The following is a 13,186-nucleotide window of genomic DNA, read 5'->3' as shown; positions in this document are numbered from 1 at the left end:
CTGATGCACTGTGCGCGTACTAGTCATAGGTTCCGGTGCTCGTGAGCACGCCCTTCTCCTTGCGTTGAAGGCCGATCCGTCGGTCGACACGCTGTTCGTTGCTCCGGGCAACGCAGGCACCGCGAAGCTCGCCGAGCAGCATGCGGTCGACGTGGCGTCCGGCGAGGCGGTGACCGCTCTGGCGAAGAAGCTCGAAGCGGACCTCGTCGTCATCGGACCTGAGGTGCCCCTGGTCCTCGGTGTGGCCGACGCACTCCGCGAGGCAGGCATCGCCACGTTCGGCCCCTCTGCAGACGCCGCTCGAATCGAGGGCTCCAAGGCGTTCGCCAAGGACGTGATGGCAGCAGCAGGCGTGCGGACCGCGCACAGTGAAATTGTCGACTCGCCCGCGTTGCTCGACGCAGCCCTCGACCGTTTCGGCCCGCACTGGGTCGTCAAGGACGACGGCTTGGCCGCGGGCAAGGGTGTCGTCGTCACCACCGATCGCCTCGTCGCCCGCGATCATGCTGCCGAACTTCTCGAGAACGGTCACCCGGTTCTACTCGAATCGTTCCTGGACGGACCCGAGGTCTCCCTCTTCTGCCTCGTCGACGGCGAGACCGTGGTGCCGTTGCTGCCCGCTCAGGACCACAAGCGCGTCGGCGACGGGGACACCGGGCCCAATACCGGCGGCATGGGTGCCTACACCCCGTTGCCATGGCTGCCCGCGGACGCCGTCGACGAGATCGTCCGCGACGTGGTGAAACCTGTTGCAGCCGAGCTGGTCGAACGCGGCTCGGGCTTCTCCGGCCTGCTGTACGCAGGTCTGGCGATGGGTGCCGACGGACCGGCCGTGGTCGAATTCAACTGCCGCTTCGGTGATCCCGAGACCCAAGCGGTGCTGGCGCTGCTGAAGACGCCGATCGGCACCCTGCTGAACGCCACCGCTACCGGGACCCTGGCGTCGCTGCCCGCGCTGGAGTGGGCAGACGGTGCCGCCGTCACCGTTGTCATCGCCGCCGAGAACTACCCCGGTCGCCCGCGCACCGGTGACGAGATTCTCGGCTCCGACGGTGCCGGCGTCCTGCACGCAGGTACCGCAGTCGAGGACGGCGTGGTCGTCTCCGCGGGTGGACGCGTCCTGAGTGTGGTCGGCACCGGATTCGACCTCACCGCCGCACGTGACGACGCCTACTCCCGTATCGCTGGAATCCGCTTGCCGGGCAGTCACTTCCGCACCGACATCGGATTGGCTGCGGTCGAGGGACGCATCTCGCTGGACGTACGGTAAACCTCGCGCGCGACCACTCTCACCGGACGCCGGCAGTGCGTCGAGATCGACTCAATGCAGTGAAATGCCCTCGGCGGCAGCGCGCACACTGTCGCCGCCGGTGCGAAACGCAGCCAGTTCGGAGGTGGACAAGTCCCATTCCACGACGGAACGAACACCCGATTTCCCGAGCAGAACCGGAACGCCCAAACTGGCACCCTTGACTCCGTATTCGCCGTCGAGCACGACGGATGCCGGTAGCGGCTCGTCCGATTCGGTCACGATCGCGTCGACGAGCAACGCCGTCCCGCGTCCACTGCTCCACGTCGAAGTACGGCCCGAGTCGAGCGCCACGTGCTCGACGTACCAGGTGTCGATGTAGTTCTGGGCGACTGCCCGCTGTTCGTCGTCGAGATGGACGGGCGAGCCGTCCACCAGTAGCGAGTCGTAGAGCGGAACTTGCCCAGCGCCGTGTTCGCCGAGCACCCAACCCTCCACTCGGTGCGGTGATACGCCGAGCGCGCGTCCGACGCCGGTCCGCAGCCGAAGGCTGTCGTTGATGGTGTATCCCAGCAACTTTCGCCTGTCGAACCCGGTTCGCTGATGCAGCCACGTGCTCAGTGCATCGGCCGGGTTGGTGAGCATGACGAAGATTCCGTTCCACCCGGACTCGATGAGCGGAACAGCAAGAGCCTCGACAATTCTGGCATTGTCCTCGAGAAAAACCGAGCGAGAGGCATTCAGCCGCAGGGGAACTGCGGCACTGAGGATCACGATGTCGGAGTCGGCTGCGTCGTCGGCCGATCCCCCGCGCACCGTCGAGGATCCATCGATACCCGCCACGTCCTGTAGGTCCATGACGTGACTGGTCACCATGTTGGGCTTCGTGTCGACGATGACGACGTCGTACGTCGACGGACGCAATAGCAGATTGAAGGCTACGGACGAACCGATTCCGCCCGCTCCGCCGAAGATCGTGACTTTGGTTGCGTTCATATGAGTGGTCCCTTGTGCTGGTTGTCGTGAAACGCCTGTGTGTGGGGTGACATACCGAGTGTGTCCCAGCGAAGAGTGGGCCCACAGCATTCCTCTCGCGATTCGGAAAAGGGACCATGAGACCGAATTTCACCAATCGCAAAATTATTTCACTGACTGAAAGTGGTCTTGGTCTCATCGCAGCAGACCGGTCACAGTGAGAGAAACCACAGCCGCAGCCCGCGGTGAATTCTTCTCGAGGAGACAGCAGTGAGTACACCAACCATCCGCACCCGTGTCGGGATCGTCGGTGCTGGACCAGCAGGGCTGATGCTTTCGCATCTGCTGCACCTACGCGGTATCGACTCGGTAGTGCTCGAGTCACGCTCGCGTTCGGACGTCGAAGAAACGATCCGGGCGGGTGTTCTGGAGCAGAACACGGTCGATCTCATGGTGGAGACAGGACTCGGCGACCGGGTCAAGGCGGAGGGACTCACGCACAGCGGTGTCGAGCTCCGTTTCGCCGGTCGCGGCCGACGGATCGATTTCGAGGAACTGACCGGCAGATCGGTTACGGTCTACCCACAGCACGAGGTTCTCAAGGATCTGATCGCGCGCCGGCTGGGCGACGACGGCGACGTGCGCTTCGAGGTGTCCGATGTGACCGTGCACGACCACCTGAGCGACACCCCGACGATCTCCTTCGTGGACAAGGACGGTTCCGAGCAGCTCATCTCGTGCGACCTTGTTGCAGGCTGCGACGGATCGCGTACCGGCACAAGGTTCCTCATCCCCGAGACGCAGGTTCGGACCGATCACTTCCGGCAGTACCCGTTCGCGTGGTTCGGCATTCTGGCCGAGGCGCCGCAGACATCGGAAGAACTGATCTACGCGCACCACGAGCGAGGATTCGCACTGTGCAGTACCCGCACCGCGGACGTGCAGCGACACTACCTCCAGGTCGACCCGGAGGACACGGTCGAACAGTGGTCCGACGATCGAATTTGGGACGAGCTACACAAACGGGTAGACGGCGAAGGTGCCGAAGTGCGCGAGGGCACGATCTTTTCGAAGTCGGTTCTCCAGTTCCGAAGCTTCGTCTGCGAACCGCTCCAGCACGGACGCCTTTTTCTCGCGGGAGATTCGGCGCACACGGTTCCGCCCACCGGTGCCAAGGGAATGAACCTTGCGATCGCTGACGTGGTCGTGTTGTCGAACGCGATGGCAACCTACTTCGAAACGCGCGACGAGCGCGGACTGGCCTCGTATTCGGAGACCGTGCTGCCGAGAATCTGGAGAGCACAGCACTTTTCGTACTGGTTGACCAGCATGCTCCACACCGTACCGGGCGCGACGAGCTTCGACCTGCAACGTCAGATCGCCGAACTCGACACCGTCACCCGATCGGCTGCCGGACGGACACTCATCGCAGAGAACTACGTCGGCGTCGCATTCGGCTGAGACCGCCACAGCCTCTGCAACACACGATCCACAGCCACCTCACGAAAGAAACGCATATGAGCACGTTGTTGTCCACGCCCGTCTGGGAATCGAAAATCTTCACCGGTGAATGGGTAGCCGGAGGAGCCGAGGATCGGCTCGTCGTCGAACCCGCGACCGGGAAGCAGCTGACGACTGTCGGTATGGCCACGGCCGAGGATGTCGCCGTCGCTGCGTCCAAAGCTGCTTCGGCACAGAAGGACTGGGCCGCACTACCGTTCTCGGAGCGTGCACGCGTGCTGCGTCGGGCCGGCCAGCTGTTCGAGGATCACGCGCAGGAGATCGGCGAGTGGATCATTCGCGAGGCGGGCGGCATCGGGCCCAAGGCCGCCATCGAGACGCACACTGCGGCGGAGGAATGCTTCAACGGCGCAGCGTTGGCAGCTCACCCGATCGGTGAAGTTCTCCGATCGGAGCAGCCCAGGTTGAGTTTCTCGCGGCGCGTCCCGGTCGGGACGGTAGGCGTCATCGCACCGTTCAACTTCCCCCTCATTCTGTCGATTCGCGCCGTGGCCCCTGCCCTTGCCCTGGGCAACGCCGTGATCCTCAAACCCGACCCCAGGACCGCGATCTGCGGTGGCGTCGTGCTTGCGCGAATTTTCGAGGAAGCCGGACTTCCCGCCGGTGTGCTCAGTGTTCTCCCGGGCGGTGCAGACGCCGGCGAGGCGCTGGTCGTGCACCCCACTGTCCGCGTCATCGCGTTCACGGGATCCACACGTGCCGGTCGCGCGGTGGGCGAACTCGCAGGCCGACACCTCAAGCGGGCGCACCTCGAGCTGGGCGGAAACAACGCACTCATCGTCCTCGATGACGTCGACATCGAAAAGGCAGTATCGGTCGGTGCTTTCGGCTCCTTCATGCACCAGGGGCAGATCTGCATGCAGACGGGTCGGCACATCGTGCACGAGAAGATCGTCGACGACTACATCGCGGCACTGGCCGAGCACGCGGATCGCCTTCCGGTGGGTGACCCGTTCACTTCGCAGGTAGCGCTCGGGCCGATCATCGACGCCGGACAGCGCGACCGTATCCATCAGCTGGTCGGCGCGAGCGTCGAGGCAGGGGCAACTCTCTCGGCGGGTGGGACGTTCGACGAACTCTTCTACCGCCCGACGGTCCTGGGCCACACCCCGCTGACGGCTCCCGCGTTCGCCGACGAGGTTTTCGGCCCGGTCGCCCCGGTGACGTCGTTCGCGACCGTGGACGAAGCCGTCGACATCGCAAACCAGACCGAGTACGGCCTGTCCCTGGGCATATTGACCGCCGACGGGATGCGCGGACTCGAACTGTCGCAGCGTATTCCGTCGGGATTGGTGCACATCAACGATCAGACCGTCGGCGACGAAGCGATCGTGCCGTTCGGGGGAGTCGGCAATTCCGGCAACGGTGGCCGTGTAGGTGGCATCGGCGCAAACCTCGAAGCCTTCACCGAGACCCAGTGGGTCACGGCTCAGAGTTCGCTGCCGATCTACCCGTTCTGAGCCGCCTCGATACGAAGGATTTTGCTTGCACCCCGAGGGTGCGGAATTCAGACCGGTGCCGGTGCGGTCCTGAACATGTTGAAGCCGACACCGGGCGCCAGCATCGTCGTGTTCGGGGCCGGTGCAGTGGGGATGGCGGCGATCATGGCTGCTGCTCTCTCGGGTGCCACGATGATCGTCGCCGTCGCCGTCGCCGTCGACGTCGTGGCGTCACGTTTGGAATTGGCACAGTCTCTGGGAGCGACGCACATCGTCGATCCGGCACACCAGGACACAGCCCAGAAGGTCGCAACACTGACCGACGGGAGGGTCGACTACGCGATCGACGCAACGGGTAACTCGGAGGTGCTCGCAACTGCGATTTTATCGCGTGCTCCACTGGGCACCGTTGCGGTGATCGGTGCGCCCAGCGCGGGTACGACCGCGGCTGTGGACGTGAATTTCATTCTGAACGGGCGACCGATCGTCGATGTCACCGCGGGTGATTCGGTTCCACAGGAATTTCTTCCCGCACTGGCCGAACTCGAACCTGCCCGCCTGAGAAATCGGCACCTCTGTCGTCTGCACGGTGTATGGGGATACTGTCGCTGACATGGAGTCCACTCCCCGCGGCATGCTCGCGCGCGCCGCGGCCGTGTTGTCGGCGTTCGGTGCCCACAATCGCACATTGACGCAATCCGACATCAGCAGACGAACCGGGCTGCCTCTGCCGAGCGTACACAGAATCTGCGCCGAGTTGGCTCGTCTCGGTGCCCTCGAAAGAATCGACGGTGGGAGATATCAGGTCGGTGTGCGCCTGTGGGAGGTCGGATCACTTGCGCCTCGGTCGCAGGGTCTGCGCGAGATAGCTCTGCCCGTCATGGAAGATCTGTACGAGTCCACCCACGAGAATGTTCAGCTCGTGGTCCGCGAAGGGCTCGAAGCGCTGTACATCGAACGAATCTCGGGCCGGGATGCCGTCCGGCTCAAAGGGAGAGCGGGTGGCAGGCTACCGATTCATGCGTCCAGCGGTGGCCTCGTTCTCCTCGCCCACGGGGGACCGACTCTCCTCGCCGACGTTCTCGACGCAGGCCCGCAACGGCTGACCGAGAACACTGTGGTGTCGGAGAACGGGCTGCGGAAGCTGTTGGACGACATAAGACGAAACGATTTTGTGGTCTGCAACAGATTTCTCGACGAAGTGACGGTCGCGATTGCGGCACCGCTTCGAAGCGCGGAGGGCACGGTGGTGGCCGCGATGTCGATCGCCCTGTCCGCGAACACCGACCACCGCCCACTCGTTCCTGCGCTGCGCACCGCCGCTCGGACGGTCTCGCGGTTGCTGGGCTCCGGGTAGTACTTTCCCCAGTCGTCGAGCGTCGCGGAATGCAACAGCGACAACAGAATCGCCCGGCCGGAGCGTCATCGCACATCCTCTCGCCCGGGCCGACAGCGTCGAATTTTCCATATGTCGAGAGGTGCCCTTCTTTCGGGCCTCACCGAACTGCACAGTGGTCCATGACACACACGAGGGCCTGCTGTGACGAGCTCCAGCTCGCGGCCCCGACCGATTCGGGAGAATCATGACCAGACCGATCAGAACTTCACACCTGGGCGACCGCGCGGTCGTCGATGCCGACACTGCCCACCTGGTTCGCAAGAACCTCATGCGAGCAGCTTCGGCGTTCCTGCTCTTGATGGTAGTCACTCTGACCACGCTGTTCACGCCGATCTTCGACGGCCACATCGGTGGCGTCGGCATCGCGTACATCGTCGGTTTCCTCGACTTCGTCGTCGTGCTCGTGATTGCCGCGGTGCACTGCGTCGAGAACAACAAGATGGCGGAAGAGGGGACACGATGAACGGGAGTGGAATGTCACTCGCGGTGGTCGCAGGCATCGTCATCGCGACGCTCGGCTTGGCGGCGTACGCGGCACGACGAAACTCGGGCACCGGAGATCACTACGTGGCAGGTCAACGGGTCAGTGGATTTCAGAACGGATTGGCACTGGCAGGTGAACAACTTTCGGCCGCATCGCTTCTCGGTATCACCGGAGCAGTCGCGCTGACAGGGTTCAGCGGCTTCTACCTTGCGATCGGAATTCCGACGGCGTTCCTGTTGGTGTTGCTGGTCGTGGCCGAGCCGTTGCGCAACCTCGGGAAATACACCTTGGCGGACGTTGTGTCGTTCAGATTCGAGGGGCGTGTGCTCAGAGGCTCGATTGCCGTGACGACCCTGCTGATCAGCACCATCTACATGATGATCCAGTTCGTCGGAGCAGGTGTGCTGGCGGAACTTCTTCTCGGCGTTCCGTTCTCGGTTGCCGTTGTGGTTCTCGCAGTGCTGATGACGATCTACATGCTGCTGGGCGGGATGGTAGCGGCGACCTACATCCAGGTCTTCAAAAGCATGTTGCTCTTGGTTCTGGTGTTCGTTCTGCTGCTGTTCGTCATATCGCGCACAGGATGGAATCCGCTGGGTCCGCTGAGTCGGGCGGCGGACAACTTCGGAATCCAGACCGTCACTTCGCATCGTCTCGACGGCGTGTCCGCGTGGAACAACATATCGCTCATGATCGGGCTGTCCCTCGGCGTCATGGGGCTGCCGCACGTGATGTTGCGGTTTCTGACCACCAAGAATGCGAAAGCCGCACGGACGTCGGCCTTCATCGCGATGATCATCTTCTCGTTCTTCTTCCTGCTGTTGCCCATCTTCGGTTACGCAGCACTCAACACGGTCGGGCGGGACACCATCGTTGCCGACAACAAGGGCGGGAACCTCGCCGTCGCCAGATTGGCCGAAGCGGTCGGCGGGAACGTGCTGCTGTCGGTGTTTGCAGGCGTGGTCATAGCCACGATCCTCGCCGTCCTGGCCGGCATCGCGATTGCGGCCTCGGGAGCCGCGGCACACGATCTGTACACCAACGTGATCAAACGAGGTGATGTGACTCCGGAGCGTCAGCTCCTCGTCGGACGTGTTGCAGGCGTGGCCATCTCGATCTTTGCCATCCTGCTCGCGCTGGGTGCACAGAATCTCAACATCGGATTTCTTGCGAATGTCGCGTTCGCCTTGGCCGCAAGCACTTTGACGCCGGTCCTGGTGCTCACCATCTACTGGCGAGGATTCAATCGCATCGGAGCACAGGCGGCGATTACCGGTGGCCTGCTGTCCAGCCTCGTTCTGGTGATCATCGGTCCGAACGTGATGGGTGAGAGCGCGCTCTTCCCGCTGAGCATCCCCGCTGTCGTGACGGTGCCACTCGCATTTCTGCTCGCGTTCGGCGGTAGCGTCGTCGGGCGTTCGAGGGAAGATGCGCGCGGCCGTGACTACGGCGAAATCCTGTCGAAAGCGTTTCCGAGCAACGCTGCTCGGACGGTCGACGACACCGCGAGCGCGGTCGACAATTCCTGATCACCACAGATGTTCGAAACAACGAAACACGAGGAAACATGACGAACGTCCGCGAATCCACCTTCGACGTCCTGCGTCAGCTTTCGATGACACGCATCTTCTCCAACCCGGGTTCCACCGAGGTGTCCCTGCTGACCGACCTTCCTGACGACCTCGAGTTCGTCCTGGGTCTGCACGAAGCATCCGTCGTCGGAATGGCAACCGGTCATGCATTGGCCTCCGGCGCTCCGGCTTTGGCCATTCTTCACACCACTGCGGGGCTCGGCAACGCGGTCGGTGCCCTCGCGACGGCGCGCGTCAACAAGGCACCGTTGGTGGTCGTCGTCGGCCAGCAGGACCGGCGGCACCTGGCACTGGAACCATTTCTTGCGGGGCATCTCGACGGGTTGGCAGGCGATTATCCGGTGTGGGTCAATCAGCCTGCCAGGCCGCAAGACGTTCCGGGTGCCATCGCCCGCGCGTACTACGAGGCGGAGCACGCACGCGGGCCGTCCATCGTCATCGTTCCGATGGACGACTGGCTGGAGGACATCGACACGTCCGTCGAACAGGCGAACCCTGCGGCCATCGTTCGATCGAGGGCGGTCGCCGAGCAGGACTTGGTCGCGGTTGTCGAGTTCGTCGAATCGAGCAGGCGACCGTTGCTCGTCGTCGGTGCCGGTCTCGACACGAGGGAGGGGTGGGACGGGGCCATCGCGTTGGCGGAGCGTCTCGGATGCGACGTCAAACAGGAATCTTTCGGATCCAGAGCCGGATTTCCGCAGGACCATCAGCAATTCCGTGGCCACCTACCAGCTGGGAGATCGCGCCTACGTGAGACCTTGTCGGCCTACGACCTGGTGTTGACCGTCGGTGCCCCGGTGTTCCGGCAGTACCCGTTCGAGTCGGGACGTCTCGCGCCGGAAAGCGTTCCGATCGTCGTGATCACCGACGATCCAGCCGAGGCACATCGAAGTCCGGCTACGCTCGCGGTTCTTGCCGATCCAGCGCACGCGACGGCTCTTCTGGCTCGATTGGTCCGACCACGCGAGGCGGAAGCCATCGAGTCGCCGTCCAACGCGGCCGAACCGCTGACACGCCCGGTGGACGGTGCGCCACTGCGAGCGGTACACGTACTGCAGTCGCTGGCTTCTCGCATATCGGCGGATTCTGTTGTGGTGGAGGAAACGCCGTCCAGCCGGCCTGATCTGCATCGGCTGATCCCCGCGCGGGCACCATTGGGATTCGTCAGCGCGGCGATGGGCGGACTCGGATTCGCGATGCCTGCATCGATCGGCATCAAGATGGCGTCCCCGTCGCGACCAGTGATCACGGTCATCGGTGACGGCTCGTCGTTGTACTCGATACAGGCGCTCTGGAGCGCTGCACGGTACAACGTGGGTGTGTTGTTCGTCGTGCTCTCCAACGGCCGCTACGCCATCATGGATCGCCTTGCGGAGCAGGAGAAATCGGGTCCTGCGCCGTGGCCGTCGTTCGAGGACGTATCCATCGGCGGGATCGCCGAGAGCCTCGGATGCCCGGTGAAACGCGTATCCGAATTCTCGGAACTGAGTTCGGTACTCGATGAGGTCGTCCCGACTCTCGAAACCCGCAAGACGCCTTTGGTGCTCGAGGTCGTCGTCGCTACGGAACGGACCTTCCAGGCCTGATGGGCCGACGCGATGCGAACCGACGTCGGTATGGTCGAAACAATGCATAGCGAATCGCAGCGATCGATGGTCGAGCCGTTTCACGTGATGGATGTGTTCGCCGCGGCGGCCGAGCGCGCGCGCACTCATGGAGATGTGCTCTCGCTCGCCGCTGGTCAGCCGTCGACTCGGGCGCCCGAGCCGGTGTTGCGCGCCACCCGGGAGGCGCTGGATGCGCATCTGCTCGGATATACCGAGACACTGGGAATTCTGCCGCTGCGGCAGGCGATCGCCGAGCATCACAGCGCGCGGTACGCAATCACCGTCGATGCCGACGACGTGGTGATCACCACCGGATCCTCGGGCGCGTTCACTCTGCTGTTCCTCGCTGCGTTCGACGCAGGAGACACCGTCGTGATGGCCAGGCCGGGCTATCCGGCGTACCGAAACACGTTGGCGGCCCTGGGCTGCCGCGTCGTCGAACTGGACTGTCTGGAAAGTACGCGATTCCAGCCGACCGTCGCGATGCTCGAGGAGCTGCCCGAGCCGCCTGCAGGGCTCATCATCGCCAGTCCGGCCAACCCCACCGGCACGATCATCGATGCAGACGAGCTTGCGGCCATCGCACGGTGGTGCGACGAGCACGGAACGCTGCTGATCTCGGACGAGATCTACCACGGCATCTCGTACGGCGACGCGCAGACGTCGAGTGCCTGGGAGACGTCGAAAGAATCCGTCGCGATCGGATCGGTGTCGAAGTACTTCTCGATGACCGGGTGGCGCTTGGGGTGGATGCTGTTGCCCGCCCGATTGCGCAGGGCCGTCGAGCGATTGGCGTCGAACATGACGGTCTGCCCGCCGGCGATCTCGCAGATTGCCGCCATTGCCGCGTTCACCGAGGAGTCCCGCATCGAGCTGGACTCCCACGTCGAGCGCTATGCCGTCAACCGCCGAATTCTGCTCGACGGTTTGCCGACCCTTGGCATCACCGACCTCGCACCGGCCGACGGTGCTTTCTACGTGTACGCCGACATAGCGCACCTCACCGAGGATTCGCGGAGCTGGTGCGCGCGAGTGCTGTCCGAGACCGGGGTCGCGTTGGCACCGGGCGTCGATTTCGACACCGCGCGCGGCAACCACACGGTGCGCTTTTCCTTTGCAGGCACCACCGCCGACGTCGAGGAGGCATTGGAGCGCCTCCGGGTCGTGAGTGGAACTTCGTAGCACGCTACGAAGTGCCGCTCACATGCGGCGCAGCCGCTCCAGCGCCTTGTCGATGTCGGCAGCACTGACGTCCCGGTGGGTCACGAAACGCACCTTGCCCGCAACCGTCACCGCGGCTATGCCCAGCTCGTCGAGCTCCGCAACCGTCCGCGCAGGGTCGGGGACCGACGCGAGAAGAATGTTCGTCTCGGGCTCGGCCACATCCCAGTTCCGCTCGCGCAACCCACGAGCGAGGGTCGCCGCATTGGCGTGATCGACGGCCAGATCACCGATCCGATCCAGCGCGACCAACCCCGCGGCGGCCAGGATGCCGCCCTGACGAACGCCGCCGCCCAACATCTTTCGTACGCGTCGCGCTTGGTGAATTCGATCGGCATCGGACACCAGTACCGAGCCGACAGGTGCGCCGAGGCCTTTGCTCAGGCACACCTGCACCGTATCCGCACCGGCGGCGAGTGACGCAATCGGAACATCCTGTGCCACAGCAGCATTCCACAGCCGGGCACCGTCCAGGTGAATCTTCAATCCGCAATCACGCCCGGCAGCAACGAGTTCGGACCACTCGTCCGGTCCGAATGTGGCACCACCGGCGAAGTTGTGGGTGTTCTCCAGCGAGAGCAGCGTCGTCCGCAACGTGAAGTACGGTCCGTCGCCACCGGCCGCCGCGCGCACCGTCGACGGCAGTGGACGTCCGGGCCCGCTGTCGTGGGGGAGTGCCTCGGGCATCCCGCCCGCCAACCACGCTGCGGTACCGAGCTCGGAGCCGAGGACGTGTGCGTGCTCGGGTGCCAGAAACCGATCGCCGCGTTGCAGATGCAGCATCAGCGCGATCATGTTTCCCATCGAACCCGACGGGACCCACAGTGCCGACTCGAAGCCGAGCAGACCGGCCACTGCCTCTTCCAGCGCCGCCATTGTCGGATCGTGATCGAGGACGTCGTCGCCCACTTCGGCGTCGGCCATGGCTTTGCGCATGACCGAATCGGGTCGGGTGATCGTGTCGGAGCGGAGGTCGATCGTTCGATGTGCCACGAGCACTGACAATTCCATAGCGCCAAAGCAGTCCGACGAACGGCCTCGAGCTGGCACGATGACTTGAATGTCCGCAGGTCCGACCGAGTCGCAGCACAAGGTGTCGGGTGCGACTCCGAAGGGGGTGCGCCGCCGGCAGGCACTGGCGTCGGCCGCTGCGGACCTGCTCGTCGAGGGCGGCTTCGACGCGGTTCGGCATCGATCGGTGGCCGCGCGCGCCGGGCTGCCGCTTGCGTCGACCACCTATTATTTCGAGTCCCTCGGAGACCTGGTCGCTGCGGCCGTCGACATCGTCGGAACTCGCGAAATCGAGGTGATGCGCGGGCGAATCGACGACGAGGGCACCTGCTCACGAAAGATGGAATCGACAGTCGACCTCATAGTCGACCTGCTCATCGGTCCGCAAGAGGGCCACGAACAGCTGATCGCCAGATACGAACGTTTCATCGCCTCAGCCCGGCACCCCGAACTGCGGGAGGTCCAGCTGAGGCTGCGGGCCCAGATCGACGACCTACTCACCGACGTGCTGCGCCGATCCGGTCGAAGCGTGCAGGAAGAGCAGCTTCGACGCCTCGTGGCCGTGGTCGACGGCGCGGTCGTCGGCGCGCTCAGCGAAGTGGACCCCGACCCCCGTGAGATGGCGCGAAGCATGCTGCGGGCCGTCATCGACGTCGTGGCCCCGGCCGGATGAGCGAGCCTCGTCAGG

At 64.0% G+C, this 13,186-nt stretch carries 12 protein-coding genes; 10 read left to right on the top strand and 2 right to left on the bottom strand.

The genetic code is table 11. The features are described from left to right. The first annotated feature begins 10 nt into the window (after positions 1-10). Positions 11-1,270, top strand: a complete 1,260-nt coding sequence (gene purD / locus RHODMAR_RS23355; protein WP_008719588.1) for a phosphoribosylamine--glycine ligase — start codon at positions 11-13, stop codon at positions 1,268-1,270. A 51-nt stretch (positions 1,271-1,321) separates the two neighbouring features. Here purD and RHODMAR_RS23350 read toward each other — a convergent pair whose 3' ends face one another. Beyond that, the gene (locus RHODMAR_RS23350) at positions 1,322-2,245 is read right to left on the bottom strand and encodes a malate dehydrogenase (protein WP_008719586.1); all 924 of its coding nucleotides are present in this window, start codon (positions 2,243-2,245) and stop codon (positions 1,322-1,324) included. 264 nt (positions 2,246-2,509) lie between these two features. Here RHODMAR_RS23350 and RHODMAR_RS23345 point away from each other — a divergent pair, with 264 nt between their 5' ends. The 8 genes from RHODMAR_RS23345 to RHODMAR_RS23310 all read left to right on the top strand — a co-directional run bounded on the left by RHODMAR_RS23345 (position 2,510) and on the right by RHODMAR_RS23310 (position 11,448). After that, positions 2,510-3,685, top strand: coding sequence for a 4-hydroxybenzoate 3-monooxygenase (locus RHODMAR_RS23345; RefSeq protein WP_042940179.1), 1,176 nt, complete (start codon positions 2,510-2,512; stop codon positions 3,683-3,685). 56 nt (positions 3,686-3,741) lie between these two features. Beyond that, positions 3,742-5,205, top strand: coding sequence for a benzaldehyde dehydrogenase (locus RHODMAR_RS23340; RefSeq protein WP_008719581.1), 1,464 nt, complete (start codon positions 3,742-3,744; stop codon positions 5,203-5,205). Positions 5,206-5,280: 75 nt separating this feature from the next. Beyond that, positions 5,281-5,796 (top strand): zinc-binding dehydrogenase, encoded by a 516-nt coding sequence (locus RHODMAR_RS23335; RefSeq protein ID WP_086000282.1) that lies wholly within the window; start codon positions 5,281-5,283, stop codon positions 5,794-5,796. Between the two features lies 1 nt (position 5,797). After that, complete coding sequence (locus RHODMAR_RS23330; protein WP_008719577.1) at positions 5,798-6,541, top strand: IclR family transcriptional regulator; 744 nt, start codon at positions 5,798-5,800, stop codon at positions 6,539-6,541. Between the two features lie 226 nt (positions 6,542-6,767). Then, complete coding sequence (locus RHODMAR_RS23325) at positions 6,768-7,046, top strand: hypothetical protein (RefSeq protein WP_008719575.1); 279 nt, start codon at positions 6,768-6,770, stop codon at positions 7,044-7,046. Then, entirely contained in the window at positions 7,043-8,596 is a 1,554-nt protein-coding gene (locus RHODMAR_RS23320) for a solute symporter family protein (protein ID WP_008719573.1), read from the top strand. The genes RHODMAR_RS23325 and RHODMAR_RS23320 overlap by 4 nt, the downstream gene beginning before the upstream one ends. Positions 8,597-8,634: 38 nt before the next feature. Beyond that, positions 8,635-10,245, top strand: coding sequence for a thiamine pyrophosphate-dependent enzyme (locus RHODMAR_RS23315; protein ID WP_008719571.1), 1,611 nt, complete (start codon positions 8,635-8,637; stop codon positions 10,243-10,245). 42 nt (positions 10,246-10,287) lie between these two features. Further along, entirely contained in the window at positions 10,288-11,448 is a 1,161-nt protein-coding gene (locus RHODMAR_RS23310; protein WP_042940176.1) for a pyridoxal phosphate-dependent aminotransferase, read from the top strand. An 18-nt stretch (positions 11,449-11,466) separates the two neighbouring features. Here the strand turns inward: RHODMAR_RS23310 and RHODMAR_RS23305 are convergent, their stop codons facing one another. Next, positions 11,467-12,480: a threonine aldolase family protein gene (locus tag RHODMAR_RS23305; RefSeq protein ID WP_232433749.1), complete on the bottom strand. Its 1,014-nt coding sequence runs from the start codon at positions 12,478-12,480 to the stop codon at positions 11,467-11,469. 67 nt (positions 12,481-12,547) lie between these two features. Here RHODMAR_RS23305 and RHODMAR_RS23300 point away from each other — a divergent pair, with 67 nt between their 5' ends. Further along, positions 12,548-13,171, top strand: a complete 624-nt coding sequence (locus RHODMAR_RS23300) for a TetR/AcrR family transcriptional regulator (RefSeq protein ID WP_008719566.1) — start codon at positions 12,548-12,550, stop codon at positions 13,169-13,171. Positions 13,172-13,186: the final 15 nt, after the last annotated feature.

The sequence above is a fragment of the Rhodococcus sp. AW25M09 genome, from assembly GCF_000333955.1.
In the GTDB taxonomy this organism is placed as follows: Bacteria; Actinomycetota; Actinomycetes; order Mycobacteriales; family Mycobacteriaceae; genus Rhodococcoides.
The sequence above is the reverse complement of the archived record's forward strand: the minus strand, read 5'-3'. Positions and strand labels throughout refer to the sequence as shown.

Coding starts and splice junctions, on each gene's coding strand:
- RHODMAR_RS23315 (WP_008719571.1), top strand. CDS start 8,635: ATGACGAACGTCCGCGAATCCACCTTCGACGTCCTGCGTCAGCTTTCG.
- RHODMAR_RS23335 (WP_086000282.1), top strand. CDS start 5,281: ATGTTGAAGCCGACACCGGGCGCCAGCATCGTCGTGTTCGGGGCCGGT.
- RHODMAR_RS23330 (WP_008719577.1), top strand. CDS start 5,798: ATGGAGTCCACTCCCCGCGGCATGCTCGCGCGCGCCGCGGCCGTGTTG.
- RHODMAR_RS23300 (WP_008719566.1), top strand. CDS start 12,548: ATGTCCGCAGGTCCGACCGAGTCGCAGCACAAGGTGTCGGGTGCGACT.
- RHODMAR_RS23325 (WP_008719575.1), top strand. CDS start 6,768: ATGACCAGACCGATCAGAACTTCACACCTGGGCGACCGCGCGGTCGTC.
- RHODMAR_RS23310 (WP_042940176.1), top strand. CDS start 10,288: ATGCATAGCGAATCGCAGCGATCGATGGTCGAGCCGTTTCACGTGATG.
- RHODMAR_RS23320 (WP_008719573.1), top strand. CDS start 7,043: ATGAACGGGAGTGGAATGTCACTCGCGGTGGTCGCAGGCATCGTCATC.
- RHODMAR_RS23340 (WP_008719581.1), top strand. CDS start 3,742: ATGAGCACGTTGTTGTCCACGCCCGTCTGGGAATCGAAAATCTTCACC.
- RHODMAR_RS23350 (WP_008719586.1), bottom strand. CDS start 2,245: ATGAACGCAACCAAAGTCACGATCTTCGGCGGAGCGGGCGGAATCGGT.